The 25,989-nt window shown below is 72.6% G+C and carries 21 protein-coding genes and 1 tRNA gene; 6 read left to right on the top strand and 16 right to left on the bottom strand.

Going from position 1 to position 25,989, the window contains the following annotated elements:
* Positions 1-62: 62 nt before the first annotated feature.
* Together ACIP5K_RS14790 and ACIP5K_RS14785 are read right to left on the bottom strand one after the other, a co-directional pair.
* Positions 63-2,873 carry an acyl-CoA dehydrogenase family protein gene (locus tag ACIP5K_RS14790; protein ID WP_401409388.1) on the bottom strand — a complete coding sequence of 937 codons (2,811 nt, stop codon included), beginning with the start codon at positions 2,871-2,873 and terminating at the stop codon, positions 63-65.
* An 8-nt stretch (positions 2,874-2,881) separates the two neighbouring features.
* Positions 2,882-6,079, bottom strand: coding sequence for an amino acid adenylation domain-containing protein (locus ACIP5K_RS14785; RefSeq protein WP_401409386.1), 3,198 nt, complete (start codon positions 6,077-6,079; stop codon positions 2,882-2,884).
* A 1,121-nt stretch (positions 6,080-7,200) separates the two neighbouring features.
* Here ACIP5K_RS14785 and ACIP5K_RS14780 point away from each other — a divergent pair.
* Positions 7,201-8,418: a Cmx/CmrA family chloramphenicol efflux MFS transporter gene (locus ACIP5K_RS14780; RefSeq protein ID WP_401409383.1), complete on the top strand. Its 1,218-nt coding sequence runs from the start codon at positions 7,201-7,203 to the stop codon at positions 8,416-8,418.
* Positions 8,419-8,707: 289 nt separating this feature from the next.
* Here ACIP5K_RS14780 and ACIP5K_RS14775 read toward each other — a convergent pair.
* Positions 8,708-8,781: transfer RNA gene (locus ACIP5K_RS14775), tRNA-Pro, on the bottom strand.
* Positions 8,782-8,925: 144 nt separating this feature from the next.
* Here ACIP5K_RS14775 and ACIP5K_RS14770 point away from each other — a divergent pair.
* Both ACIP5K_RS14770 and ACIP5K_RS14765 read left to right on the top strand, forming a co-directional pair.
* Entirely contained in the window at positions 8,926-9,627 is a 702-nt protein-coding gene (locus ACIP5K_RS14770) for a transketolase (protein ID WP_401409379.1), read from the top strand.
* 67 nt (positions 9,628-9,694) lie between these two features.
* On the top strand, positions 9,695-10,615 hold the full coding sequence (locus ACIP5K_RS14765) for a transketolase family protein (protein ID WP_401409376.1): 921 nt from the start codon (positions 9,695-9,697) through the stop codon (positions 10,613-10,615).
* Here ACIP5K_RS14765 and ACIP5K_RS14760 read toward each other — a convergent pair.
* From ACIP5K_RS14760 to ACIP5K_RS14705, 12 genes are all read right to left on the bottom strand, one after another.
* Positions 10,612-12,006: an MFS transporter gene (locus tag ACIP5K_RS14760; protein ID WP_401409374.1), complete on the bottom strand. Its 1,395-nt coding sequence runs from the start codon at positions 12,004-12,006 to the stop codon at positions 10,612-10,614. The two genes, ACIP5K_RS14765 and ACIP5K_RS14760, sit on opposite strands and share 4 nt — an antisense overlap.
* A 106-nt stretch (positions 12,007-12,112) precedes the next feature.
* A complete protein-coding gene (locus ACIP5K_RS14755; protein WP_401409371.1) occupies positions 12,113-12,472 on the bottom strand; it encodes an MmcQ/YjbR family DNA-binding protein in 360 nt (119 codons plus the stop codon).
* Positions 12,473-12,520: 48 nt separating this feature from the next.
* Complete coding sequence (locus ACIP5K_RS14750; protein ID WP_401409368.1) at positions 12,521-13,477, bottom strand: alpha/beta fold hydrolase; 957 nt, start codon at positions 13,475-13,477, stop codon at positions 12,521-12,523.
* Positions 13,478-13,625: 148 nt separating this feature from the next.
* Positions 13,626-14,168, bottom strand: a complete 543-nt coding sequence (locus tag ACIP5K_RS14745; RefSeq protein ID WP_401409365.1) for a GNAT family N-acetyltransferase — start codon at positions 14,166-14,168, stop codon at positions 13,626-13,628.
* Positions 14,165-14,785, bottom strand: a complete 621-nt coding sequence (locus ACIP5K_RS14740; RefSeq protein ID WP_401409363.1) for a helix-turn-helix domain-containing protein — start codon at positions 14,783-14,785, stop codon at positions 14,165-14,167. Before ACIP5K_RS14740 ends, ACIP5K_RS14745 begins: the two co-directional genes overlap by 4 nt.
* 52 nt (positions 14,786-14,837) lie before the next feature.
* Positions 14,838-15,740, bottom strand: a complete 903-nt coding sequence (locus tag ACIP5K_RS14735; protein ID WP_401409361.1) for a LysR family transcriptional regulator — start codon at positions 15,738-15,740, stop codon at positions 14,838-14,840.
* 21 nt (positions 15,741-15,761) lie between these two features.
* A complete protein-coding gene (locus tag ACIP5K_RS14730) occupies positions 15,762-16,958 on the bottom strand; it encodes a glycine C-acetyltransferase (protein WP_401409358.1) in 1,197 nt (398 codons plus the stop codon).
* Positions 16,959-17,070: 112 nt separating this feature from the next.
* Positions 17,071-18,099, bottom strand: a complete 1,029-nt coding sequence (gene tdh / locus ACIP5K_RS14725; protein ID WP_401409355.1) for an L-threonine 3-dehydrogenase — start codon at positions 18,097-18,099, stop codon at positions 17,071-17,073.
* A gap of 191 nt (positions 18,100-18,290) precedes the next feature.
* Positions 18,291-18,890: a GTP-binding protein gene (locus ACIP5K_RS14720; RefSeq protein ID WP_401409353.1), complete on the bottom strand. Its 600-nt coding sequence runs from the start codon at positions 18,888-18,890 to the stop codon at positions 18,291-18,293.
* The gene (locus ACIP5K_RS14715; RefSeq protein WP_401409351.1) at positions 18,868-19,239 is read right to left on the bottom strand and encodes a DUF742 domain-containing protein; all 372 of its coding nucleotides are present in this window, start codon (positions 19,237-19,239) and stop codon (positions 18,868-18,870) included. Before ACIP5K_RS14715 ends, ACIP5K_RS14720 begins: the two co-directional genes overlap by 23 nt.
* 2 nt (positions 19,240-19,241) lie before the next feature.
* Positions 19,242-19,676 carry a roadblock/LC7 domain-containing protein gene (locus tag ACIP5K_RS14710; RefSeq protein WP_401409349.1) on the bottom strand — a complete coding sequence of 145 codons (435 nt, stop codon included), beginning with the start codon at positions 19,674-19,676 and terminating at the stop codon, positions 19,242-19,244.
* A gap of 161 nt (positions 19,677-19,837) precedes the next feature.
* The gene (locus ACIP5K_RS14705) at positions 19,838-21,700 is read right to left on the bottom strand and encodes a sensor histidine kinase (protein WP_401409346.1); all 1,863 of its coding nucleotides are present in this window, start codon (positions 21,698-21,700) and stop codon (positions 19,838-19,840) included.
* Between the two features lie 302 nt (positions 21,701-22,002).
* Between ACIP5K_RS14705 and ACIP5K_RS14700 the strand changes: the two genes are divergently transcribed.
* The 3 genes from ACIP5K_RS14700 to ACIP5K_RS14690 all read left to right on the top strand — a co-directional run bounded on the left by ACIP5K_RS14700 (position 22,003) and on the right by ACIP5K_RS14690 (position 24,669).
* A complete protein-coding gene (locus tag ACIP5K_RS14700) occupies positions 22,003-22,455 on the top strand; it encodes a VOC family protein (RefSeq protein WP_401409344.1) in 453 nt (150 codons plus the stop codon).
* 206 nt (positions 22,456-22,661) lie between these two features.
* Positions 22,662-23,435 carry a dienelactone hydrolase family protein gene (locus tag ACIP5K_RS14695; protein WP_401409341.1) on the top strand — a complete coding sequence of 258 codons (774 nt, stop codon included), beginning with the start codon at positions 22,662-22,664 and terminating at the stop codon, positions 23,433-23,435.
* 277 nt (positions 23,436-23,712) lie between these two features.
* Positions 23,713-24,669, top strand: coding sequence for a DUF4331 family protein (locus ACIP5K_RS14690; protein WP_401409338.1), 957 nt, complete (start codon positions 23,713-23,715; stop codon positions 24,667-24,669).
* Between the two features lie 5 nt (positions 24,670-24,674).
* On the opposite strand, the gene ACIP5K_RS14685 is transcribed toward ACIP5K_RS14690, so the two are convergent.
* The gene (locus ACIP5K_RS14685) at positions 24,675-25,868 is read right to left on the bottom strand and encodes an MBL fold metallo-hydrolase (protein ID WP_401409335.1); all 1,194 of its coding nucleotides are present in this window, start codon (positions 25,866-25,868) and stop codon (positions 24,675-24,677) included.
* Positions 25,869-25,989 lie beyond the last annotated feature (121 nt).

The following is a 25,989-nucleotide window of genomic DNA, read 5'->3' as shown; positions in this document are numbered from 1 at the left end:
GCGTGGAAGGTACGACACACGTTTCGAATCGGAGAAGGCGCGGGGGCCCGGAGGCCGGCGGGTCACTCGTCGGGGGCCGTGCCGCGGTGGTCGAGCGTGCCGAGGTGCTCCGCGCAGCGCAGGTAGTAGCGCGAGGCGACCGACCACTCGGTGATGCCCTGGGCGCCGAGCACCTGCATCGCGCTGCGCACGACCCGGACCAGGGCGTCCTCGGCCACCAGCTCGAAGCGGCGCAGCGGGCCCTCGGTGTCCGCGGTGTCCCCGGTGGTGCCGTCCTCGTCGGCGAGCTCGTGCAGCCGCACGCCGAGGGCGGTCAGCTCCGCGTAGCCGCGGATCAGCGGGAACATCAGCGCGTCGACGTCGACGAGCCGGCGGCCGAACTGCTCGCGGGCACAGGCGTGTTCCCAGGCGACGCGGAACAGCCCGATGCCGAGACCGAGGACGTATCCGGCCCGACGGATCCGGCACGGGCGGCAGGAGCAGTGCGGGGACGCGCCCGCACCGGCCCGCGTGGCCGCGGTGGGACAGGGCTGGTAGGCGTGCTCGTAGCCGAGGTAGCCGAGGGACAGGCTGAGGGCGCAGCCGACGGGCAGGCCGAGTCCCAGTCCTCCCTCGTCCTCGGGGAGTTCGGCCAGGTCGAGGCCGGTGTCGCGCAGCACGTCGGCGAGCGCGGTCCGCCTGCGCTCGGACGGGGCGAACAGCGGTGCGGCGCGCACGGCGGCACCTTCGGGTTCCAGCACGTCCAGGGCGGTGTCGACCAGTTCGTCGCCGAAGCGGTGCAGGATGTCCAGGCAGCGCCGCCCCGCGTCGACCTTGAGGTCGGCGGCGACGGTGGCCAGCATCATCTCCGAGGTCCCGGCGGACAGGGTGAGCCCCGGGGACTCGGTCAGGGCGGAGAACAGCTCCTCGCGGGTGAGGTCGTCGAGCCCGCTCGCGTGCTCCAGGCTGCTCCAGCGCCGCAGCACCTCATGTCCGACCTGCTGGCACGTCTCGCTCGTGTACAGCTTGGCGACGGCCGTGTCGGTGGCCTTCACGTCGGCGCGCAGGAACACCTCGGTGGCCGCGCGGGCCAGGGTGGTGGCGCACTCGACCTGGCCCTGGAGACGCTCCAGTCCCTCGGTGCGGCGGGTGTCGGCCCCGCGCAGCGCGCGCAGCCAGCGCTGGGCCCGTACGACGTGGTCGATACCGGTGCGTTCGATGGCCAGGGCCCCGTCGAGCAGGGCCCAGCCCTGGCCCTCCTCGCCGAGCATGCGCCAGCTGTCGACCTCCACGTCGCGCAGCCGTACCCGGCACATGCGTTCCCGTTGGACGGTGTCGACGAGTTCGACGCTCACGCCGTCGGCGGCCAGGTCGATGACGAACAGGGTGATCCCGTCGTACTTGTGTCCCTCCTGGGCGGTGCGGGCGGCGACCAGCGCGGAGCCGGAGATGTCGCTGTAGATGCTGAACACCTTGACGCCGTTGAGGACGTAACGGTCGCCGCGGCGTTCGGCGCGGGTGCGCAGAGCCGCGAGGTCGCTGCCGGCGCGCGGCTCGCTGTACAGGACGGTGGCGAACTCCTCGCCCCGGCTCAGGCGGGGCAGCAGCTCGCGCCGCAGGCGGGGCGAGCCGGACTTGAGGACGAAGTTGCCGACGATCTGGACGCTCAGGGCGTGCACGAGGTCGGGCAGTCCCGTGGTGCAGAAGCCTTCGAACAGTTCGATGGCCAGGCGCGTGGACAGGCCGGCGCCGCCGAACTCGACGGGCCAGTCGGGGGTGAGCAGACCGCGACCGCCCAGTTCCCGGTAGGCGGTGGCGATGGCGTCGGCGTCCATCCGCCGGGCACGGACGACGAGGTCGCGCCAGGCGGGCGCGGAAACCACATCGGCGAGCGCGGCGCGGAGGTCGTTCTCGTCGACGGGGGCGCCCGGGGCGACGGTGTCCACATCGGCGCTGGCGGTGGCGGTGTCCACATCGGCGGTGACGGCCGGGCGTGGGGTCGTGGCGGGTGGCGTGATGGCGGGTGCCGTGCCGGCGGCGGGTGCCGTGCCGACGACAGGCGTCGCACCCGCGGCGGGCGTGCTCACGCTCCTGACGACCTCTTCGATCGCGTTCACGTTGGCGCCGGGACGCAGTAGTCCGTAATGGTCGCCCGGCAGGTCCACGACGCGCACGCTGCCGGTCGTCACCGTGCGCCAGTCGGAGGTGAGGGAGGCGGCGGCGCGGACCGACACGACGTCCAGATCCCCGGGGGTGGGGGTCCAGGTGCCGATGAGGCGCCTGCCGTGGGCGAAGATCGCGAAGCGTTCGCTGAACGTGTCGAGGTCCATGCCGAGGACCGCCGCGGCCTCTTCCTCCGTCCCGACGGTGTGCTCGGCGTCGTCGCCGCCGGTGCGCCGGGCGTCGCGGACGAAGGCATTTAGCGCCTCGGTCTCGGTCCAGTGCGTGTAGTCCCTCTCGGCCCAGGTCGAGTCGAGGAGCACGACGGCGGGCCGCTGCCCCCGCTCGGCGAGCAGGCAGCCGGTCTCCCAGGCCAGCGCGCCGCCGAACGACCAGCCGCACAGCACGTCGACGCGGGGCGCGCGGTCGTCGAGGCGGTCGGTGTAGCGCCGCGCCAGCTCCTGCACGGAGGCGACGCGGCCGCCCTCGTCGAGCGTCTTCAGCGACGCCTCGAAGCCCAGGCTGTGGTGGTCGCCGAGCGCCTGGATGAGGGGGTGGTAGGCCAGCAGGCTCCCGCCGACCGGGTGGGTGAACCAGACGGTGGGGCCGTCGGTGTCGGGGCGGTGCAGGGTGAGCGGGCCCGACGGGTCGGTCTCGGACGCACGGGTGCGCAGGTAGCGGCTGAGCCGCAGCGCGTCGTCCGGCATGGTGGCTTCCTCGGCCTCGGGGGTCATGTCCGGCCTCACTCGGCGAGCAGTCGGGTGACGTCTTCTTCGGTCATCTGCTCGATGGCCTGCTCCAGCTCCTCGGGGCCGAGCGCGGCCAGCCGGGAGCGTTCGACCTCCAGGGCCATCCGCTGGACACTGGAGTCGGCGAAGAACACGGCCAGCGGAATCTCGGTCGCGAAGATCTTCTTGATCTTGGAGACGAGCTGGGCGGCCTGGAGGCTCGTCCCACCCAGGTCGAAGAAGCTGACGTTCTTGGCGAAGTCGGTGCGCCCGAGGATCGGTCCGAACGCCTTCTCCAGCATCTGTTGTTCGACGTTGCTGAAGCTCTGCGCCTCCTGCGCCTCGGGGGCGGCTCCCGCCCGGGGCAGGGCCTTCTCGTCGATCTTGCCGCTGGCGTTGATCGGCAACTCGTCGAGCAGGACGAACGCGGCGGGGATCATGGTGGACACCAGGTGGCGGCGGCAGTGCTCGCGCAGGGTCGTCTCGGTCGCCTCGCCGGCCGTGGCGACGTAGGCCACGACCTTCTTGCGGTCCTCGTCCTGCTGGACGCGGACGAACACGTTGGTCACGCCGCGCCCGGAGCGCAGGACGCTCTCGATCTCCCCGATCTCGATCCGCACGCCGTTGATCTTGACCTGCTTGTCGGCGCGTCCGGCGTAGACCAGGCGGCCGTCGGCGTTGTGGCGCACCAGATCGCCGGTGAGGTAGAGGCGGCCGCCGGGTCCGGGGGCGACCGGGTCCTCGATGAACCGGCGCTGGTTGTCCTCGTCGCGGTGCCAGTAGCCGCGGGCCAGGCCGACGCCGCCGATGGCCAGTTGGCCGATGACGCCCTGCGGGACGGGGAGGTTCTGGTCGTCGAGGACGTACGCGAGGTGGTTGTCCATCGGGCCGCCGATGGGCAGCGCGGCCGGCGAGAGCGGCTCGGTGAGCTCCTCGACGACGCTGGTGACGGTGCACTCGGTGACGCCGTACCCGTTGAAGATGCGGCGCCCGGCGCCCCAGGCCCGGACGAGCTCGTGGGAGAAGGCCTCTCCCCCGACGAACACGATGCGCAGGTCGCTCAGCGGCTCCGGGTCGAGCAGCTTCATCACCGAGGGCGGCAGGTCGGTCACCGTGACCCTGTGCTCCGCCAGGAACCGCTGGACGGCGGCCATGTCGAGCCGCATGGCGGAGGGTACGTAGTGCAGCGAGGCCCCCGACAGCAGGGCACCGAACATCTCGAAGACGGAGACGTCGAACCCACAGGACGCGAAGCCGAGGAAACGATCCTGCGGAGTGATCTCGAACAGGGTCCTGACGTTCTGGATGAATCCCAGGATGCTGTCGTGCTCGATGAGCACGCCCTTGGGTGTCCCGGTGCTGCCGGAGGTGTACATGAGATAGGCGACAGCGCTCCCGTCACCGTCCCCCGCCCCGGGCCCGCGCTCGCCGTCGGGGAGAGTGGCCGGCAGGGTGTGTTCGAGTCCCGGGGCGACACCGGCCGTGGTGTCGTCGCAGACGACCCGACTCAGCTCGGCGTCCTCGATGATCGCCTCGATGCGGCCCGGCGGGTTCATCGCGTCGATCGGCACGTAGACGGCGCCCAGACCGAGCAGCGCGAGGACGGTGGCGGGGAAGTCAGGGGAGGGTTCGAGCGCGACGCCCACCCGGTCGCCCCGGCCGATGCCCTCGGCCGCCAGGTGCGCGCTCACCGCGTTGACGCGGCGCAGCAACTCGCCGTAGGTCACGTTCTCCTGCGGCGTGCCGACGGCGAGGCGCTCCGGATGCGCGGCGGCGACCGCGCGGAAGTGGGCGTAGACGTTGCCCGTGGGGGCGGAGACGTCGGCGCCGCGTCCGCGTTCGGCCTGCACGGCGCGGGACTCCTCGTCCTCGGCCCACAGCTGCCGCAGGGTGCTGTCCGGAGCGGCGGCGGCGCGGGCGAGCAAACCGGCGAACGCCCGCTGCATGGTGGCGATCGTCGCCCGGTCGAAGATGTCCGTGTTGTACGCCGTGTGGATCTCCAGGTCGCCGTCCCGCGGTGTCACGGTCCAGGACTGGAAGAACTTGGCCGCCGTGGTGTCGGGCTCGTTCTCGACCGCGGTGATGCCGTCGAGCCGCAGCGGCTCCGCCCACTCGTTCATCGTCAGCGTGTACTGGAAGAGCGTGGAGCGCGAGGCGTCCCGCTGCACACCGGCGCAGGCGATGATCTCCTCCAGCGGCAGCCGGCCGTGCGCCTGCCCGTCGCGGAAGCGCTGCTGCACGCCCTGCAACGAGGTGCGGAAGGTCTCGGTGGGGTCGACCGCGCAGCGCAGCGGCAGCATGTTGATGAAGAATCCGAGGGTCCGCTCGCACTCGACCTCCCCCCGGTTTGCTGTGGGCATGCCAAATATGACGTTCTGGGAGCCCGAGTACCGCTGGAAGAGGGCGGCCATCGCCGTCGCGTAGACGGTGACCGGCGTCGTGGACAGGGTGGCGGCCAGTTTCCGTACCCGTGCGGCCAGTTCCGGGTGGACGGTCACGCACGCGGCGCCGGACGAGGTCACCTCGGGCGGCAGCGGGCGGTCGCCGGGGACGTCCATGACGTCGGCGCCGCTCAGCGTCTGCGACCAGTAGTCGACACTCTCCTGCCAGCTGCCGGCCTCCATGCGCTTGCGCTGCCACTCGCTGAAGTCGGCGAACTGGACGGCCGGGGATTCCACCTTCGGTAAGGTTCCGGAACGGCGAGCGTTGTACTCCTGTTCCAGTTCCTCGAAGAATATGGATGTCGACACCCCGTCGAAAATGATGTGGTGGACGACGAATCCGAAGTAGTGGAGGTCTTCCGAGACTTCCACGAGTGAAATGTTCCAGAGCGGGAAGACGGTGAGACCGATCGGTTCCGCGGCCAGCTCTTCCATCATTCTTAGGGCTTCGCTCTCGGACGCGGCGACCGTCTTGTCGACCACGACCTCGGGATTTTCCACGAACCCCTGGAAGTACTCGTCGTTCTCCACGAGTACATACGTCCGCAAGGCCTCGTGCCGCTGGACGATACTCGCGAAGGCGGCGGTCAGCGCCGCGACGTCCAGCGTGCCCTCAAGGCGGAAGATGAACTGGACGTTGTACGTGGATGTACCGCTCTGCAGCCGGTCAACGAACCACAAGGTGTTCTGCGAGTACGAAAGCGGAACGTTGTTGCGGTCCTGCCGGGGCCGCGGTCCGTCGGTGACCTTGGCACGTGCACGCGCCAACATGCTGGCAAGCGACTGCTTCCGGTCCGAAGCGGTACGGTCGTGCACTGTACTCACGCAAAGCTCCCTTGACGTCAATTGGCGCAACAAAGCAGCAGTTCTGCGGTAATCAGTGGTGCGGTCCACGGTCGCCACAAGTCGATGGCTCTTGAACCGAAGGACACCCTGCCCGACGTATCGGATTCGGTCAAGAGAGCAACGACCCGGAGTTCGGCCGACACATTCTTTCCTGTAGGTTCCCGAACCCAGCGATTTAGGCCGGGTGCACGCTAAACAGCACACTGCGTTATCGTCGGCAAGCTCCAGACGCTTCAAGATCGATTCCGCTTTCCGCGCCCTCTCCCCCGCCTCCCCTGTTCCCCCACAGTTTCTCCACGCCGTTCGGCCGGAAACGGAATATCCTCTTTCGCTTACTGGAGTGGTCGTTCGTGACGGGTGTGACGGGACGCGACATGTCGGCGCAGCGGACAGCCACTCCCGGGTGCCCGCGGGACACTGCGCAGAAAGGGCGGCGTAGTGGGGGATCGCTACCTGCGCCCGCCACCCGCACGGTGGACGAGCAGCCGGCTGCCGCGCCCGGGGGCGATCGCCCTTGAGGCCGTCACGGGTGAACCCCCGGGTCGGCACCGAGCTTCTTCGACGTTGCCCCTCCAAGGTGACGATGACCTTGGCCGATGGGGCTACACCGTGCACCTCGACCAGCCCGCCAGGTCGACCCCTTCGCCAAGGGCATGTCCCCCAGCGCGACCGCGGCCGTCGTCCAGCCACCCGCACCGGGCTCCTCCGCCAGCGTGCTCCTCAACTCGCGTATCACCGACAGTTCGAGGGCACGGACGAGCAGTACGAGGGGTGCCTCAGCTTCTTCGACGTCCGCGGTCCGGTCGGTGCGGGACATGACGCCGGTGACACAGGTGCCACGCCCGGCGTCGGTCGGGTAGCGTGCGAGCCATGTCGAGTCCTGAGTCAGACGAGGTGGGGGCTTTCGGTCACGCCGTCAGCCCCCTGAAGCCCTGAGCTCGTAGCCCTGTCGTTGCGCCGCATCCTGTGGTGGGACGACTTTGTCGTGGGGCTGGCCGCGGTGACGAGATGACCCTCTCGTGCTTCTCCTCACCTCGGAGCCTTCGATGTCTCTCCCGCTGTACCTGCTCGCTGTGGCGGTTTTCGCCATGGGCACCTCGGAGTTCATGCTCGCCGGCCTGTTGCCGGACATCGCCTCGGATTTCGACGTCACGGTCGCGACCGCAGGAGTGCTCACCTCGGCCTTCGCGATCGGCATGGTTGTCGGGGCGCCTCTTATGGCCGCGCTTGCCCGCGACTGGCCCGGGCGATCCAGCCTTCTCGCCTTCATCGTCACCTTTGCGGCAGCTCACGCCGCGGGGGCCGTCACCTCCAGTTTCACGGTCCTGTTGGCCACCCGGGTCGTCGCCGCGCTTGCGAACGCGGGGTTCCTGGCCGTCGCTCTGACGGCTGCCGCCACGCTGGTCCCGCTCGACAAGAAGGGCCGTGCGCTGGCCGTGCTGCTGTCGGGCACGACGGTGGCCACGATCGCCGGTGTCCCCAGCGGGTCGGTACTCGGCACGGTGTTCGGCTGGCGGGCCGCATTCTGGGCAGTCGCCGCTCTCTGCCTGCCCGCGGCTCTCGGTGTTCTGAAGGGCATCCCAGGGGGACGCGTGAAGGCCGAGGCGACGGGCGGGCCGGCCTTGCGGGCGGAACTCGCCCTGCTCACCAAGCCGCGAGTGCTCCTGGTCATGCTGCTCGGCGCGCTCGTGAACGCGGCGACATTCGCGAGCTTCACCTTCCTCGCCCCCGTCGTGACCGACACCGCCGGGCTGGACGAGCTGTGGATCTCCGTCGTTCTGATGCTCTTCGGTGCCGGTTCCTTCGTCGGCATCACCATCGCCGGCCGGCTGTCGGACCAGCGCCCCGGTCTGGTCGTCGCGGTCAGTGGTCCACTGCTGCTCGTCGGCTGGCCGGCCCTGGCGGTGCTGGCCGATCGGCCGGTCGCCCTGTGCACCCTCGTGTTCGTGCAGGGCGCGCTGTCGTTCGCCCTGGGCAGCACGCTGATCACCCAGGTCCTCTACGAGGCGGCACAAGCCCCCACGATGGCCGGCTCGTATGCGACCGCGGCACTGAACACCGGCGCCGCCGTCGGCCCCCTCGTCGCCGCGACCGCCCTCGGTACCGAGGCCGGTGGCCTCGGACCGCTGTGGGCGAGCGGACTCCTGGTCGGTGTCGCGCTGCTCATCGTCTTGCCCCTCCGCACTCGCGTCGCGATCAACCGAAGCGCCGGGGTGTCATACGACGAGGCCCTCACCGTCCCAGACCCCACCCGAGATCGTTGACACGGACACCAGAGGCGAACGCGCCCGCAAGGTGCCCGTCATCGAAGAGGTCCGCCCCATGGTCGCCCAGCGCGTCCTCGTCGCCGGACCCGACCCCGACGGCCGCCTGTTCACCGGCCGCGCGGCGGACGCATCGCCGCCGCCGTGCTGCGTGACGCCCACCCACTGGGACGACGTCTCACCCGCCTCGGCCGCGAACACCTGCGCCGCCCCCGTCCGCCCCCCCACATACGACTCAGGGGCCGTTTCAGATTTCTCTGAAACGGCCCCTGAGCTGCGACTTCTAAAGTCGGGACGACAGGATTTGAACCTGCGACCCCTTGACCCCCAGTCAAGTGCGCTACCAAGCTGCGCCACGTCCCGATACTCGCTGACCTGGGGTTTCCCCGGGCCGAACGCGCACCGAAACCATACCGCACTCGGGGCCGTGATCGCGCATCCCTCTGCGACGCGGGACACGGGTCCGGGGTTGACCTCAAGTTAACTTGAGGTTGCAGGCTACCGGGTATGGCGACAACGACAGAACGCATCGCGTACCAGTACACCGACCTCCCCCGGCTCATGCGGCTGATGACCGGCGACGAGAAGCACGGCCCCTCCGCCACCTCCACCCTCGACGTGCTGTGGGTGCTCTACGACAAGGTCCTGCGGGTCACGCCCGGGACCGTCGACGATCCGGGGCGCGACCGCTTCCTGCTGTCCAAGGGACACGGACCGATGGCCTACTACGCGGTGCTCGCCGCGAAGGGCTTCCTGCCCGTGGAGTGGCTCGGCGGCTTCGGGGAGTTCGCGTCGCCGCTCGGGCAGCACCCCGACCGGATGCTGGTACCCGGCGCGGAGATCGGCAGCGGCTCGCTGGGGCACGGGCTGCCGATCGCCGTGGGGACGGCGCTGGGGCTGCGCGCCCAGGGCCGCGTCGAACCCGCGGTGTGGACGCTGGTGGGCGACGCCGAACTCGACGAGGGCAGCAACCACGAGGCCATCGCCTTCGCCGGCGCGGTGGGACTCGACCGCCTGCGGACCGTCGTGGTCGACAACGGCTCCGCCACGTACGGCACCGAGGGCGGCATCGCCGCCCGGTTCGAGGTGGCCGGATGGTCCGCGGCGACCGTCGACGGGCGTGACCACTCCGCCCTGTACGAGGCGTTCACCGCCCCGCATCCCGGGCGGCCCCGCGTCGTCGTCGCGCGGGTCGAGTCGAAGTACTGAGCCCCCACCGTACTGAGCCACCCACCACTCAGCCGATCTCACCAGTACTGCCGAAAGGACGTCCACCGTGGACACCATGCGTGACCGTTTCGCCCCCGTCGTCTCCCGGATCCTCGACGAGGACCCGCGCGTCGCCGTCGTGCTCGCCGAGATCGGGCTCGCGCCGTTCCTGGAGGCCCAGCGGCGCCATCCGGACCGCGTGATCAACGTCGGCATCAGGGAACAGCTGCTCGTCGGGGCCGGCGCCGGGCTGGCGCTCGCCGGGATGCGGCCCGTGCTGCACACCTTCGCCAGCTTCCTGATCGAGCGGCCGTTCGAACAGGTGAAGCTGGATTTCGGGCACCAGGGGCTCGGCGGGGTACTGGTGAGCGTCGGCGCCTCCTACGACGTGTCGGGCGGAGGCTTCACCCACATGGCGCCCGGCGATGTGGCGCTGCTCGACACGCTGGACGGATGGGCCGTGCAGGTGCCGGGGCACCCCGACGAGGCCGAGGTGCTGCTGCGACAGGCGATCGGGGCGGGCGACGAGCGGGTCTACGTACGGCTCTCGATTCAGGCGAACCGCGAGGCCCTGCCCGTCGACGGGCGACACCTGCTCACCGTGCGCGAAGGGCGGCGGGGTGTCGTCGTCGCCGTCGGGCCGCTGCTCGACCAGGTGCTCGCCGCCACCGAGGGGCTCGACGTGAGCGTGCTCTACGCGACCACCGTGCGGCCCTTCGACGCCGCGGGGCTGCGGCGGGCCGTGGGGGCGGCCAGCCCTGACGTGGTGCTCGTCGAGCCCTACCTCGCCGGTACCTCCACGGCCGCCGTGAACGAGGCGCTCGCCGACGTGCCCCACCGGGTGCTCGGGCTGGGAGTGGGGCGGCGCGAGCTGCGGCGGTACGGCTCGGTGGACGAGCACGTCGCCGCGCACGGGCTCGACGCGGCGACGCTGCGCGGCCGGATCGACGGCTTCCTCGGCGCGGGCCTCCCCCGGATCCCCGCCTAGGGTCGGCCGTGTCCGGCGGCACGGTGGTTGCGGTGGTTCGGTGACGGCGATGGCTCCGGCGGCCCGGGCTCCTGAAGGGCGGGCGGCGTGATCTCGTGCGGCTCCGGCAGGACCGGTCGCGGTGTGCCCGGTGCGGGCACGGAGAGGACGGGCGTGGCGTCGGCGCGGACGAGGCCGCGGACGGCCGGGAGCAGGAGCAGCACGGCCGCGCAGCCGAGGGTGACGGCGCCGCCCGCCAGCAGGACGCGGTGCGTGCCGAAGGCGCCGGCCGCCGGGCCCGCGAGGGCCTGGCCCACGGGCTGCATGGCGAGGGACCCGGCGACGTCGTAGGCGTGGATGCGGTTGAGGACGTCGCGCGGGACCTGCGTCTGGACGCTGGTCGCCCACATCACGCCCCAGAAGGACATGCCCGCCCCGGCGACGACGCAGCCCGCCATCATCCCGGGGACACTCAGTCCGGCGCCGACCACGGCCGGGAACAGGGCGAAGGAGAACAGCGCGAGGGAACCGGCCCGGAGCATGCGGCGCGGGCGCAGTCGCAGCGCGACCAGGCCGCCGACGACCGTGCCCGCGCCGAGGGCGGAGTTGACCAGACCGTAGGCGCGCGGGCCGTGTTCCTGGGTGACCTGGGTGGCGACGAGCGGGACGGCCGGGCCGAAGGCCCCGATCATGAGCACGCACCAGACGGCGATGACGGCCCAGAGCCAGGTCCGGGAGCGGAACTCCCGCCAGCCCTGCACCAGTTCGGCGCGGAAGGTGGTGGCCGTGCGGGCGGGGCCGTCGTCGTCCGGGGGCACCGGCGGGAGCCTGAGGAGCAGCAGGCACAGCGCGCTCAGCGCGTACGTGCCGGCGTGGGCGGCGAAGACCAGGCCCGGGGAGACGAACGCGACGAGCATGCCCGCCACGGCCGGGCCCGCGAGCTGGGAGCTGGACTCGGCGACGCGGATCGCGCCGTTCGCCGCCTGGACGTCGTCGGCGAGGCGGGGCACGGTGCTCGCGACGCCGGGCTGGAACAGCGCGGCCGCCGTGCCGTTGACCGCGCCGATCACGCAGATCTCCCAGAGCACGACGTGGCCGGTGAAGAACATGACGGCGGCCAGCGCCTGGGTGACGAGCCGGGTGGCGTCGGCGCCGATCATGAGGAGGCGGGTGTCGAAGCGGTCCGCGATCACACCGCCGAAGATGACGAGACCGGCGAAGGAGGCGACGGACGCCGCCATGGCGAGGCCGACGGCGCCCGCTCCGTACCCGTACTGGAGCAGTCCGGCGGCGAGCGCGACGGGCAGCATGGTGTCGCCCAGCTTGGCGACGGCGCGCGCGGTGAAGAAGAGCCCGAAGTCCCGTGACCAGATGCCGCGTCGGCCGTGGCCCCGCGCTGTTGTGCCCCTCATCCCCGCCCCGGCTCCTCCCGCCGCGCCGCGCCGCCCGCTGCGGCGGCGCGTGCTCCTCCCCGACGCGGGGATGATGTCACGCGCTCCCCGCCCGCCCCACCCGATTTCAGTCCGCGGCGATCACGCCCAGTTCCGGGTGGGAGTCGAGAAGCCGGGGCGGTGCGGCCTGGCGCCAGGAGTCGGCGAGGATGTCGCGCAGCTCCTCCGTGTCGTCGAGCGCGGACAGCCGGACGCGCACCCACGCGGAGAACGCCTCGTGGTCGGCGACCCAGAACTTGCCCGGCTCGGCCCGCACCAGCTCGTCGCGCTCCACCTTGGGGCAGCGCACGGCGACCGACGTCTCCTCCTCGGGCAGCGTGGCGAACATCTTGCCCGCGACCCGGAACGTGGGCATGCTCCAGGCGGTCTTCTCCGTCGTGTCCGGCAGGGACAGGGCGATGGTGCGTACGTCTTCGGCGTCCGGCATGGGAGGAACCGTAGCCAAGCCCACTGACAACGGCCCCTCGGGGCGGGCTCAGGGCACGCGTTTGTCCAGCCAGGCGGTCAGGTCGGCCTGCACCTCGTCGCGGTTGGTCTCGTTCAGGATCTCGTGGCGGGCGCCCTCGTAGCCCTTCCAGGTCAGGTCCTCCACGCCCACGTAGCGCAGGTCCTCCAGCAGTTCGTGGACGAGGGTCATGCGCTGGTTGCAGGGGTCCTCGGTGCCGGACGCGATGTGGATCGGCAGGTCGGTGGGGATGCGGGCGAGGTTGGCGGGGTCGTTGACGCGGCGGACCGCGCGGACGAAGTCCAGGGACAGGCCCGTCGCGAACGGGAAGCCGCAGCGTTCGTCGGCGACGTACGCGTCGACCTCGGCCTCGTCGCGCGAGAGCCACTCGAAGCCGGTGCGGAGCTCGTAGGGGTCGTTGAAGGAGGTGAACAGGTCGCCGACGAAGGAGCACGGCGCCGCCCGGCCGTCACGCGCGATCTGCGCCTCCAGGTCCGCGATCGCCCGCTCGGTGTCGGCTCCGGGCAGCGAGCGGAAGGTCCCGGAGAGGATCAGGCCCACCAGGTCGTCGGCGTACCGCTGGGCGTAGTCGCGCGCGAGGAGGGAGCCGAGGCTGTGGCCCAGGAGGACGAAGGGGACGTCCGGGTGCAGGGCCCTGGCCTGGTCGCCGATGGCCTTCAGGTCCTCGATCATCGACACCCAGGCGTCGACGGTGCCGGGCTCGCTGTCGTCGGTGACGCCGAAGCCGCCGGTGGTCGCCGCCGTGGCGCCGTGGCCGCGATGGTCGGAGGCGATGACGCCGTAGCCGTGGGCGGTGAGGTGGCGGGCGAACCGGTCGTAGCGCAGGCCGTGTTCGGAGGCGCCGTGCGCGATCTGCACGAAGGCGCGCGGCCTGCCTCCGGCGGGCAGCCAGGTGTACGTGGCCACGGCCGCGCCGTCGCCGGTGCTCAGCGCGCTGGTGGTGTACGTCGGTTCGGCGGCGGTCATGGGCGGCTCCTTGTCGAACGGTCCGGCGGACTCGGTGCACGCCCGGCGGTGTGGTGGCCTGCACCTCCCCTGTCCCGGAGCTCTCCATTCATGCCGCACCCGAACAGAGGTACAGGAAGAGGTCGGGGCGGGGGCGCCGCCGCCCCGGTCAGGCCGCGGTCGCGGGCCGCCGCCCGGGCCGCTTGTAGTAGAGCGTCGTGGCGCGCAGCGCGCCGGTGGTGTCGGCCGCGTAGTCCGGGATGGTGCCGACCCGCTGCCAGCCCGCGGCGCGGTAGAAGCCCTCGGCGGGGCTGTCGGTCTCGGTGTCGAGGACGAGCAGGGTGATGCCGCGGGCGGCGGCGGCCCGCTCGGCGGTCTCCAGCATGACGCGGCCGAGGCCCCGGCCGCGGGCGGCGCTGTGCACCATGAGTTTGCGCACCTCGGCGCGGTGCCGGCCGTTGGGCATCCCGCCGAAGGCGAGGGTGACCGTGCCGAGGCAGCGGCCGTCGGTGTCGCGCACGGCCCAGACGGCGAGGTCGCCGCGGGCGACGGCGGGCGCGAGGCCGTCCCACCAGGCGACGGCCTCGGCCCGGGTCAGCCCGGCGAGGAAGCCGAGGGAGCCGCCGCCCGCGACGACGTCGAGCAGGAGATCGCCCAGGGGCGCCGTCCACGCCGGGTAGGCGTCGGGCGGCAGCGGGACCGGGGACGTCATGGGAGCACCACCACCAGGGCGTAGCGGACGGGTTCGGGGCCGGGGCAGTGGAAGTGGGTGGGGCCCCAGAGCCGGAAGCGGAGGCTGTCACCGGTGGCGAGGCGGTGGGTGACGCTGTGCACCGTCAGGTCCAGGACGCCGTCGAGGACCCAGATGTGCTGTTCGAGGCCGGGGACGGGCGGCCGGTCGTAGGCGATGTCGGCATACGGCTCCAGGCTGCCCTCGACGACCTCGGCGCGCAGTCCGGCGAGCGGCGGCGACACCGAGCGGCGCCGGAAGCCGCTGGCGGCGTCGTGCCAGACGGGCTGGTCGGCGGCGCGGACCGGCTGGGCCGGGGCGGACTCGACCTCGCTGAGGAGCTGCGACATGGTCCGCCCGTACACGGCGCACAGCCGGTTGAGGAGCGCCGCGGTCGGGCTGGTCTCGGCCCGCTCGGCGCGGGACAGGGTGGACCGGCTCACTCCGCTGCGCTCGGCCACCTCGCCGAGGGACCAGCCGTGCTCGGCCCGCAGTTCGGACAGGCGGGCGCCGAGTCTGGCGTCGACGGGGTCGGACTCTATGTCGGTGCCGCCGCTGCCGCCGCCGGCGGTGTCGCGCGGCTCACTCTCGCGTCTCATATTCGGCACGTTAACCCACATATGAAACAGGCAGGTTACGAGGATGTCCGGTTCAGGCCGCCGCGGCCTCGCCCAGCGCGTCGAGCACCGGGCGGATCAGCGGATGGTCCTCGGCGCCGTGCCGGACGGCGGCGAAGACCTTCCGGGTCGGCACCACCCCGTCGATCGGCCGGACGACGGCCTCGGTGAGGTCCATGCCGCGCAGCGCCGAGCGCGGCACCAGGGCGACACCGCCGCCCGCGGCGGCGAGGGAGACGACCGCGCGGAAGTCGTCGGAGAGGTGCTCGAAGCGCGGCGAGAACCCGGCGTGCTCACAGGCGAGGACCACCACGTCGTGGCAGGGGTTGCCGGGGTAGGGGCCGATCCAGGTGTCCTTGTCGAGATCCGCGACCGGCACCCACTCGGCGTCCGCGAGCCGGTGCGTGGCGGGCAGCACCGCGTCGAAGGGCTCGGCGTACAGCGGCACGCGCGTGATCCGGTCGTCGTCCGCGCCGGGCGCGCCCCGGTACTCGACGGCGACCGCGACATCGATCCGGCGGTCGAGCAGCATGGGCAGGCTGGCGTCGCCCTCGGCGTCCTGGACGCGGACGCGGATGCCGGGCGCGGTCCTGGCGAGGCGGGCCAGGGCGGGGCCGACGACGAGGCCGATCCCGGTCGCGAACGAGGCGACGGTGACCGTCCCCGCCGCGCCGGTGCTGTACGCGGCCAGCTCGGCCTCGGCCGTCTCCAGCTGGGCCAGCACGGCGTTGGTGTGCTTCAGCAGGATCTCGCCCGCGGGCGTGAGCCGCACCCCGCGCGCCCCGCGCTCGACCAGCTTGTGTCCGGTCTCCTGCTCCAGGGCCGTGAGCTGCTGGGAGACCGCGGAGGGGGTCAGATAGAGCGCGGCGGCAGCCGCCGTCACGGTGCGGTGGTCGGCCACCGCACGGAGGATGTGCAGCCGCCGCGCTTCGATCATGCCCTTATTCTCCCAAACCGGTCAGCCGAGCTGCGCGCGGGCATCGACGAAGGCGTCCACGGCGCGGTTCACGTCCTCGGTGGAGTGCGCGGCGGACAGCTGGACGCGGATGCGCGCCCGGTCCTGCGGGACCACCGGGTAGGAGAAGCCGATCACGTACACGCCGCGTTCGAGGAGCAGCTCGGCCATGCGGCCCGCGACGGCCGCGTCCCCGATCATGACCGGGGCGATGGCGTGGTCGCCGGGGAGGATGTCGAAGCCCTCCGCCGTCATCCGCGTACGGAACAGCTTGGTGTTCGCCGCCAGCCGCTCGCGCAGGTCCCCGGCGGACTCCAGCAGGTCGAGGACCTTCAGGGAGGCGGCGGCGATGACCGGGGCGAGGCTGTTGGAGAACAGGTAGGGGCGCGAGCGCTGGCGCAGCAGTGCGACGATCTCGGCGCGGGCGGCGACATAGCCGCCGGAGGCGCCGCCGAGGGCCTTGCCGAGGGTGCCGGTGATGATGTCGACGCGGTCCATGACGCCGTGCAGCTCGGGGGTGCCGCGGCCGCCGGGGCCGACGAAGCCGACGGCGTGCGAGTCGTCGACCATGACCATGGCGTCGTACCGCTCGGCGAGGTCGCAGATGTCGCCGAGGGGGGCGACATAGCCGTCCATGGAGAAGACGCCGTCGGTGACGACGAGCTTGCGGCGGGCGCCGGCCGCGTCGGCCGCCTTCAGCTGGGCCTCCAGGTCGGCCATGTCGCGGTTGGCGTAGCGGAAGCGCCTGGCCTTGGACAGCCGGATGCCGTCGATGATCGAGGCGTGGTTGAGCGCGTCGGAGATCACCGCGTCCTCGGCGCCGAGCAGGGTCTCGAAGACGCCGCCGTTGGCGTCGAAGCAGGAGGAGTAGAGGATCGTGTCCTCCTGGCCCAGGAAGGCGGACAGCCGCGCCTCCAGTTCCTTGTGGACCTCCTGGGTGCCGCAGATGAAGCGGACGGAGGCCATGCCGTAGCCCCAGCGGTCGAGGGCCGCGTGAGCGGCGGCGACGACCTCGGGGTGGTCGGCGAGGCCGAGGTAGTTGTTGGCGCAGAAGTTCAGCACCTCACCGGGGCGGCCGCCGCCGGTCACGCCGACGGTGGCGGACTGGGGCGTGCCGATGACCCGCTCGGGCTTGTGCAGGCCGGCGGCGACGATCTCGTCGAGGGTGGTGCGCAGGTCTGCGCGTACGTTGTCGAACATGCCGGGAGTCCTTCGGTCCTAGGGAGCCGGACGTCCGTGGGCGCGGGCAGTCCGGTGCGCTGGCTGGAGTCTGGTGCGCGGGCTGGAGTCTGGTGCGCGGGCGGCGGGAGGGTCAGGCGGTCCAGTCCAGGATGACCTTGCCGCCGCGGCCGCTCGCGGCGTCGTCGAACGCGGCGCCGAAGTCGGTGTACGCGTACCGGCCGGTGATCACCGGGGCGAGGTCGAGGCCGCCCTCCAGGAGCACCGACATCGCGTACCAGGTCTCGAACATCTCGCGGCCGTAGATGCCCTTGATGGTGATCATCGAGGTGACGATCCGGGCCCAGTCGACGGCGAACTCCTGCGCGGGCAGGCCGAGCATGGCGATCTTGCCGCCGTGGGTCATGTTGGCGAGCATGTCGCGCAGGGCGGCCGGGTTGCCGGACATCTCCAGGCCGATGTCGAAGCCCTCGCGCAGGCCGAGTTCGCGCTGGCCGTCGGCGATGGTGGTCCGGGAGACGTTCAGGGCGAGGCCGGCGCCGACCTTGCGGGCGAGGTCGAGGCGCTCGTCGCTGACGTCGGTGACGACGACGTTGCGGGCGCCGGCGTGCCGGGCGACGGCGGCGGCCATGAGCCCGATGGGCCCGGCGCCGGTGATCAGGACGTCCTCGCCGACCAGCGGGAAGGACAGGGCGGTGTGCACGGCGTTGCCGAACGGGTCGAAGATCGCGGCGACATCGAGGTCCACGGGGACCCGGTGCACCCACACGTTCGAGGCGGGCAGGGCCACGTACTCGGCGAACGCGCCGTCGCGGCCCACGCCCAGGCCGACCGTGGCGCGGCACAGGTGGCGGCGCCCGGCGAGGCAGTTGCGGCACTTGCCGCAGACCAGGTGGCCCTCGCCGCTGACCGTGTCGCCGACCGCGATGTCGGTCACGTCCCGGCCGGTCCCGACGACCTCGCCGACGAACTCGTGGCCGACGACGAGCGGGGCGCTGATGGTCGACCGGGCCCAGCCGTCCCAGGCACGGATGTGCAGGTCGGTGCCGCAGATCCCGGTGCGCAGCACCTTGATCAACACGTCACCGGGGCCGACGGACGGTTCGGGCACGTCCGTCAGCCACAGTCCCGGTTCGGCTTTCTCCTTGACCAGCGCCTTCAACGGTTCGGCTCCTGTCGTCGCGCACGCGGGCAGCACGCGGCCACCCGCGTAGCAAGCAGAGGGGATGGCGGCCGTCCTGCGCCGCCGCACCCGACTCTTCCTCACCAGGACTGCCCCGGTCCATCGAGGTTTTCTTAACCGCCGCCGCAGCTTTCCTACAGGCCACGGCCGCCCCGCCGCGCGGTCGTCCGTCAGGTGTGGGCGCCGTGGCCGCTGGCGGCGGGCTCCGCGTGCGCCAGCAGGTGCCGGACGAGGGTGAGCAGGGTCTGGATCCCCGAGCTGGAGATCCGCGCGTCGCAGCGCACCACGGGCACTCTGGGGTCCAGGTCGATGGCGGCGCGCACCTCCTCGGGCTCGTAGCGGTAGGCGCCGTCGAACTCGTTGACCGCCACGATGAATCCCATGCCGCGCTCCTCGAAGAAGTCGACGGCGGCGAAGCAGTCCTCCAGGCGGCGGGTGTCGGCCAGGATCACGGCCCCGAGCGCGCCCTCGGACAGCTCGTCCCACATGAACCAGAAACGTTCCTGGCCCGGCGTGCCGAACAGGTAGAGGACGTGTTCCGGGTCCAGGGTGATGCGGCCGAAGTCCATCGCGACCGTCGTCTCCACCTTGTTCTCGATGCCGTCGAGACGGTCGGTGTCGGCGCTGACCGTCGTGAGCAGCTCTTCCGTGCTGAGCGGGGCGATCTCGCTGACCGCTCCGACAAAGGTCGTCTTGCCGACCCCGAACCCGCCCGCGACCAGGATCTTCAGTGCGGTGGGGAACAGGTCAGAGCTGTCGTCGTAGTCCATCGAGCACTGCCTCCAGTAGGGACCGGTCAGTGGGGTTTTCGTGGAGCGTGGGGGGCTTGGCGGTGACCGCCCCGCTGTCGACGAGGTCGGACAGGAGCACCTTGGTGACGACGGCGGGGAGCTTGAGGTGCCCGGCGATCTCCGCGACCGACGTGGGCCGCGCGCACAGGTCGAGCGCCTGACCGTGCTCGGGCCCCAGGTAGCCGGGCGGGGTCGTCCCGGTCGCCCTGACGAGGGTGAGCAGATCGAGCGAGGTGGTCGGCCGGGTGCGCCCGTTGCTGACGGTGTACGGGCGTACGAGGCGGCCTGCCGCGCCGTCGAGCCACGGCCCGTCCTGCGGGGCCGTCACCCTCAAGTCCTCATCGCCGTGGGTTCGGCCGGGCTCTGCCGGGGCGCGGTCACCAGGTAGGGCCGCACGCTCTTGACGAGCATGGCCATCTCGTAGCCGAGGACGGCGGCGTCCGCCTCGCGTCCGGCGAGGACGGCGAGACAGGTGCCGGAGCCCGCGGTGGAGACGAACAGCAGCGCGGAGTCCAGCTCCACGACGACCTGGCGCACGTCGCCGCCGTCGGCGAATCTGGCGCCGGCGCTGCGGCCCAGCGAGTAGAGGCCGGAGGCGAGGGCGGCCATGTGGTCGGCGCTGTCGGTGTCCAGGCCGTGCACGGACTTGACGAGGCCGTCGGAGGAGAGGAGCACGGCGCTGCTGGTGTGGGGTACGCGCTGGACGAGGCCGCTCATCAGCCAGTCGAGATCGGACACTTGACCCGTCGGCACATCGCTCGCCATGGGGGATCGACTCCTTGGTGGACTGCTCGGTGTGGTGCTGGTGGTCGGGGACACGGGAGAGGCGGCGGTGGGGGACGCCGCGGGGGTGGGGGACGCCGCGGGGGTGGGGCGCGGGGGTCCGCCGGGTATCTCCCGTCGGCGGGCGCGCGCGTGGCGGGGCGTCATGCGCCGATCCCGCCCTGGTCCCCCGGGCCGCGGTACGGGATCTCGCGCGGGTCGGCCGCCTCGGCGAGGGTGATGCCGCGCTGGAACGCCGCCATCAGGCCGGGGTCGTGCCCGGCGGGCGTCTCGTCGTCCCGGCGGGGTGCGGGGCCGCCGCGTAGCTGGGGTGCGAGGTGTTCCTGGGCCCTGCGCCGCGGCAGCAGGGGCCGCCCCGGGCCGGCGGGCACCGGTCCGGCGACGGGCGCGAGCGGGGCCCGGCCGTTCTGCTCGGCGGCGGGGCGGTCCTCGGGCCGGATGCCGGGCACGGCCTCGGCCGGCGTCGGGCGGGTGCGGCCCGTGACGCGCTGCGGCAGGGGTGTGGGCCCGCCGGCCACGGCGGCGGGGGTCTCCGGCCGGGGCGGGCGGCGCGGTGCGGCGGGCGGCTGCGCGGGGACGGGCGGCGCCTGCCGCGCGGGCGCCGGGGCCGCGTCCGGGGTCCGCCGCTCCGGCGGCGGGGCCGGGGCCTGCGGCGCGGGCGACGGGGCCGCGGCGGTGGTGGCCGCGGGCTGGGGGCGCGGCACGCTGTCGGCGGTGGCCACGGGCTGGGGTCGCAGGACGCTGTCGGCGGTGGCCGCGGCGGTCGCCTTGCGTACGGGGGGTGTCCGTTCGCCCTCCTCGGAGCCGAGCAGTTCCTGCGGCAGGACGAGGACGGCCTGCACTCCCCCGTAGATGTTCGTCTGGAGGCGGCAGGTGATGCCGTGCCGGCGCGCGAGCTGGGACACGACGAACAGGCCGATGCGGCCGTCCTGGAGCAGGCTGGCGACGCTGACCTGGTCGGGGTCGGCGAGCAGGGCGTTCATCCTGTCCTGTTCGCCGACCGGCATGCCGAGGCCCCGGTCCTCGACCTCGACGGCGAGTCCGGAGGTCACCAGGTTGGCGCGGAGCAGGACCTGGGTGTGCGGGGCGGAGAACACCGTGGCGTTCTCGACGAGTTCGGCGAGCAGGTGGATGCAGTCGGCGACGGCGTGCCCGCTCAGGGTGCCGTCGACGGGCGGGACCAGCTTGACCCGGGAGTACTGCTCGACCTCGGCGATGGCGGACCGCATCACCTCGGTCATGGACACCGGGTGGCTCCACTGGCGCCGGGAGACGGCGCCGCCGAGGACGGCGAGGTTCTCGGCGTGCCGGCGGATGCGGGTGGCCAGGTGGTCGACGTCGAACAGGCCCTTGAGCAGGTCCGGGTCCTCGACGTCGTTCTCCAGCTCGTCGAGGATCGAGATCTCGCGGTGCACCAGGGATTGCAGCCGCCGCGCCAGATTGACGAAGACCTCGACCTTCTGCTGGCTGCCCGCCTGGCTGGAGAGCTGGGTGGCCTGGACGACGGCGGTGACCGCGACGTCCTGGGCGCGGGCCAGATCGGCGGAGAGCCGGTCGAAGTCGTCGGCGCCCGGCGGCAGCGCCTTGGGGGCCCGGCGCGGCGGCGGCCCCTCCCCCCTGCGCAACTGCTCGACCAGACCGCGCAGTTCCGCCTGGCCGCGGGCGCTGGCGCGGCGCAGCCCGACGACCCGGTCGTGGACGGCGGTGGCCGTGCGGTCGGCGGCGATCGCGGCGATCAGGACGCCGCCGGTGGTGACGACGCAGGCGCCGGTGAGCACCGCCCACAGCTCGGTGCTGGGCCGCACCCCGGTGGTGCGTACGAGGAAGATGACGGCGGCGCAGGCGCTGAGCGCCACCGCGAGCGGAGGCAGGACGGCGAGGCGCAGCAGCTGCGGCCGTATGTGGGTCTCCGCCGGTCGCGGTGCGGCGGCCCGCCCGGCCGGCTTGCCGTGCCGGCCGCCTTCACGACGGTCCGCGCGTGCGGCAGGCGGGCGAAGCTGAGACATGCGGCGTCCTCGGGCTCTCAGGTGTGGGGGTCTCGGTCCGGGCTGATGAGGGCACGTGGCGACGACCGGGCGTCGCTCGGCGGCCACTCACGGTAGTCGGCCCTGTCGTCGGCGCGATGGGCAGTTGGCAAAGTCGGGCGGTCGAGGTCCCGCTCTGGTATGAGTCGTCGCACGCCAGAGCGATATGTGGCGGGGTTGCGCCGCGCGCCGCCGCCCGGCCGGGGTCCGCGCGACGGCGACGGACTGTCAGTGACCGCGCGACGGCGCCGGATTGTCGGTGGCCGCGGGTACGGTCGGTTCCCATGACCACGAGATTCGACCTCACGCTCGACTGCGCGGACGCCACCGTGCTCGCCGCCTTCTGGAAGACGGCGCTCGGTTACGTGGACGAGCCCCCGCCCGCGCCGTTCGCGACGCGCGCCGAGTGGGTCGCGTCGTTCGGGCCGCCGGAGAACAACGAGGAGGACGAGGAGGACGACGGCGCGTGGCTGTGCGATCCCGACGGCGTCGGGCCGCGGCTGTCGATCCTGAAGGTGCGGGAGCCGAAGACGGCGAAGAACCGGCTGCACATCGACGTACGGGTACCGGGCCACGGCTCACCGGAGCAGCGCTGGGACCGCATCGTGGCGGAGGCGGAGCGGCTGGCGCGCGCGGGCGGCACCATCGAGGCGCGCTTCGACGGGCACCACGTGGTGATGACGGATCCGGAGGGCAACGAGTTCTGCGTGGCGGCGGATTCGCGGTCCGCGGGGTGAGGGGCGCCCGCGCGGACACCGGGTGAGCGGTGGCCGGGCGGCACCGGGCGAGAGGGAGGCCGGGCGGGCACCGGGCGAGAGGGGCCTGGCGGTCACCGGGCGAGAGGGGCCTGGCGGTCACCGGGCGAGGGGGGGCGTGCGGGCGCCGGATCCGCCGCGCTGGCACCGGGGTTAGCCTGGGGGTTTCGTTGGCAGAGAGGAAGAACTTGCTCACCAAGACCCTGCTCATCCCGACTCCCGACGGCCCGGCCGACGCCTTCGCCGTCTCCCCCGACGACGGTGCGCGGCACCCGGCGGTGCTCCTGTACATGGACGCCTTCGGGCCGCGCCCCGAGCTGGAGCGCCACGCCCGCGAGCTGGCGTCCCACGGCTTCTACGTACTCGTGCCGAACGTCTTCCACCGCAACGGCCCGGCGCCGCTGGTCGATCTCCCGGAGCACATCGACGAGGCCTCCCGGCCCGCGCTGTTCGAAACGCTGTGGCCGATGATCGAGGCGCACGGCGCGGAGCGCGCGCTGCGGGACGCGGACGCCTTCCTCGCGTTCCTCGCCGAGCAGGCCGAGGTGGCCGACGGCCCGGTGGCCACGGTCGGCTACTGCATGGGCGCCGCGCTGGCGCTGCGCACCGCGGCGGCGCATCCCGGCCGGGTGGCGGCCGTCGCCGGGTTCCACCCCGGGCCCCTGGTCACGGACGCGCCGGACAGCCCGCACCTCGGGTTCCCCGCGATCACGGCGGAGGTCCATCTCGGCCTGGCCGAGGGCGACATGACCCCCGAGTCGCTGGCACGGCTCGAAACGGCCCTGACCACGGCGGGGTGCACCGCGTCGGCGGAGATCTACCCCGGCACCACCCACGGCTTCACGATGGCGGACACCTCGGCCTTCGACGCGGACGGCGCCCGGCTGCACCGGGACCGGCTGATGTCACTGCTCGGCCGCGCGTGGGGACCCGGCGGGCAGCCGCGTCCCCGCCAGGACTGACGGCCGGGGCAAGGCTGACGGCCGAACGGGCCGAACGCGCCGAACGCGCCGAACGGACGCGCGGTCGCCGCCAATACGCCGGTTGACGGATGTACAGCCGCGGACGGCGGGCCGATCGTTGCCCTGGGCGTTCCTCGACCGCGCCGCGATCGAGCCGACCGGGAGGCGCCGCGCCGGGCGCCGCGCCTCCCGCGACGGCCTCCCACGACGGACCGGCGGGGCCGCGCCGCTCCACCGCGCCATCCGGTCCGCACCGCCAGCTGAGGGGAGTCGCGCAATGTCCCACCACGTCTCCGGCCTGGGGATCAGCCCCACGAGCACGGATCCCAGGAGCCACATCACCGATCTCTACGTCTTCCGGAGCCCCGAGGACGCGAGCCGAACGATCCTGGTGCTCGACATCAACCCGACCTCGCCGGTCACCGACGACGCCGTCGACCACGAATCGGTCTACGAACTGGGCGTGGACACCGACGCCGACGCGGTCACCGACATCGCCTTCCGCATCCGCTTCTCCCCCGTGCGCGAGCACGGGCAGACCGCGAGCCTGCGACGGGCGACCGGCCGGCGGGACGCGGCCGACCTCGACGCCGGGGAGACCGTCTTCCGGGACGCGCCGGTGACCTTCGGCGCCGAGCCGCGGATCACCGAGGCCGGCGGGTTCCGGTTCTTCGCCGGGCTGCGCAGCGACCCGTTCTTCGCCGACCCGGTCGGCGCGAGCAACAAGTTCGAGTGGACCGGCGAGGACTTCTTCGCCGACAAGAACGTGTTCGCCATCGTGCTGGACGTCCCGAACAGCGCGCTCGGCCCGAACCCCCGGGTGGGCGTCTGGGCCAGGGTCCTCGTTCCGCACGAGGGCCGGATGGTCCAGGGCGACCGGGCCGGACGGCCCGGGATCGACAACAACTTCAACCAGGACGACGACGACAAGCGCGTCTGGAACCAGCAGGAGCCGGCGAAGGACCGCGCGGGCTTCCTCGACAAGTTCACTCGCGTCTTCGAGCTCGCGGGCCACCCGAGGGACCGGGCCGCGGCGCTCGCGGAGAGCCTGCTCCCCGATCTGGTGACGTACGACAGCACGAGCGCCGAAGGATTCCCCAACGGCCGCACCCTGACCGACGACGTCATCAATCTGGGGGTCGCCCAGCTGACCGGCGGCGCGGTGCCCCACGACGGCCTGCGCCCGCACACCGACCTCCGCGCGGAGTTCCCCTTCCTGGGAACCCCGCACTAGGGCCCCTACCCCGCGACCGCCACCTCCGGCTCCCCCGCGTCCGTCAGCGGCCGGCGCCCGGACGGCCACGCGGCGGCCACGCGCCACCAGCGGCTCGCGGGCAGCGACGCGGCCGACGGCTCGAAGGGCTCGCCGGGGCGCGGCAGGGCGACCCGGGCGGCGGCGCGGCGGGCCGCGTCGACGGAGTGCTCGCCCGGCTCGGTCCACGGGTGCGGCGCCAGATTGAACGTCGCCCAGTGGATCGGCAGCATCGGGCCGGACACCGCGGAGCCCTGGAGGTCGAGGTGGGCGCGGATGCCCTCCTCGGGTGTCATGTGGATGTCCGGCCAGTACGCGGAGTAGGCCCCGATCTGGATCATGGTCAGGTCGAACGGGCCGTGCTCCGCGCCGATCTCCTTGAAGCCCTGGAAGTAGCCGGTGTCGCCGCTGTGGAAGACCCGGTGGTCCGGCCCGGCGACCACCCACGACGCCCACAGCGTGTGCTGCGCGTTGCGCACGCCGCGGCCGCAGAAGTGCCGCGCGGGGGTCGCCGTGAGGGTGACCCCGGCGACCTTCGTCTCCTCGTGCCAGTCCAGCTCACGCAGGCGGTCGGCCGGCACGCCCCAGTGCTCCAGGTGCGCGCCGACGCCGAGCGGCACCGCGAAGACGGTGTCGGTGTCGGCCAGCGCCTTGATCGTGGGCATGTCCAGGTGGTCGTAGTGGTCGTGCGAGATGACCACCACGTCGACCGGGCCGAGCGCGGCGAGCGGCAGCGGCGCGGGGTGCAGCCGCTTGGGGCCCGCGAAGGCGAACGGGGAGCAGCGGTCGCCCCAGACCGGGTCGAAGAGCACCCGCGCCCCGTCGATCTCGGCGAGCACGCTGGAGTGTCCCATCCAGGTGACGCGCAGGCCGCTCGCCGACGGCTTCGCGAGGTCGGCGAGGGTCGTGGGGTGCACCGGCACGGTCCCGGCGGGCGCCCGCAGGACCCGCTCCTCCTTGCGGAAGTAGACCTTCGCGAACTCGATCATGGAGCCGTCGGGGCGGGTGCGCGCGCCCTCCGGGTTCCGGAAGGAGCCGTCCGCGAAGTTCGGCGACCTCCGGATGCGCTCCAGGCGCGCGCCGGCGGGCTCGGCGCCGAAGGCGGCGGGTTGCAGTGAGCGCAGCCCGGAACTCAGTGAACGTGACACGGCGCCTCCCGGTTGATCGATCAGGGTTTCCATTATGTGCGGCCTCACCGACAACGCACGGCGCCCCCGGTTTGTCCCCGCGCCGGTCGACGCGCGTTGACAGGATTCCCGGCCGCTCCCGATACTGGCCCGGATACTGACTGGTCATTCAGTT

This window comes from Streptomyces sp. NPDC088785 (genome assembly GCF_044750685.1).
GTDB lineage: Bacteria > Actinomycetota > Actinomycetes > Streptomycetales > Streptomycetaceae > Streptomyces.
This window is presented reverse-complemented; position numbering and strand designations above follow the sequence as displayed.

Coding starts and splice junctions, on each gene's coding strand:
- ACIP5K_RS14790 (WP_401409388.1), bottom strand. CDS start 2,873: ATGACCCCCGAGGCCGAGGAAGCCACCATGCCGGACGACGCGCTGCGG.
- ACIP5K_RS14785 (WP_401409386.1), bottom strand. CDS start 6,079: ATGTTGGCGCGTGCACGTGCCAAGGTCACCGACGGACCGCGGCCCCGG.
- ACIP5K_RS14780 (WP_401409383.1), top strand. CDS start 7,201: ATGTCTCTCCCGCTGTACCTGCTCGCTGTGGCGGTTTTCGCCATGGGC.
- ACIP5K_RS14770 (WP_401409379.1), top strand. CDS start 8,926: ATGGCGACAACGACAGAACGCATCGCGTACCAGTACACCGACCTCCCC.
- ACIP5K_RS14760 (WP_401409374.1), bottom strand. CDS start 12,006: ATGAGGGGCACAACAGCGCGGGGCCACGGCCGACGCGGCATCTGGTCA.
- ACIP5K_RS14755 (WP_401409371.1), bottom strand. CDS start 12,472: ATGCCGGACGCCGAAGACGTACGCACCATCGCCCTGTCCCTGCCGGAC.
- ACIP5K_RS14750 (WP_401409368.1), bottom strand. CDS start 13,477: ATGACCGCCGCCGAACCGACGTACACCACCAGCGCGCTGAGCACCGGC.
- ACIP5K_RS14745 (WP_401409365.1), bottom strand. CDS start 14,168: ATGACGTCCCCGGTCCCGCTGCCGCCCGACGCCTACCCGGCGTGGACG.
- ACIP5K_RS14740 (WP_401409363.1), bottom strand. CDS start 14,785: ATGAGACGCGAGAGTGAGCCGCGCGACACCGCCGGCGGCGGCAGCGGC.
- ACIP5K_RS14735 (WP_401409361.1), bottom strand. CDS start 15,740: ATGATCGAAGCGCGGCGGCTGCACATCCTCCGTGCGGTGGCCGACCAC.
- ACIP5K_RS14730 (WP_401409358.1), bottom strand. CDS start 16,958: ATGTTCGACAACGTACGCGCAGACCTGCGCACCACCCTCGACGAGATC.
- ACIP5K_RS14720 (WP_401409353.1), bottom strand. CDS start 18,890: ATGGACTACGACGACAGCTCTGACCTGTTCCCCACCGCACTGAAGATC.
- ACIP5K_RS14710 (WP_401409349.1), bottom strand. CDS start 19,676: ATGGCGAGCGATGTGCCGACGGGTCAAGTGTCCGATCTCGACTGGCTG.
- ACIP5K_RS14705 (WP_401409346.1), bottom strand. CDS start 21,700: ATGTCTCAGCTTCGCCCGCCTGCCGCACGCGCGGACCGTCGTGAAGGC.
- ACIP5K_RS14700 (WP_401409344.1), top strand. CDS start 22,003: ATGACCACGAGATTCGACCTCACGCTCGACTGCGCGGACGCCACCGTG.
- ACIP5K_RS14690 (WP_401409338.1), top strand. CDS start 23,713: ATGTCCCACCACGTCTCCGGCCTGGGGATCAGCCCCACGAGCACGGAT.
- ACIP5K_RS14685 (WP_401409335.1), bottom strand. CDS start 25,868: ATGGAAACCCTGATCGATCAACCGGGAGGCGCCGTGTCACGTTCACTG.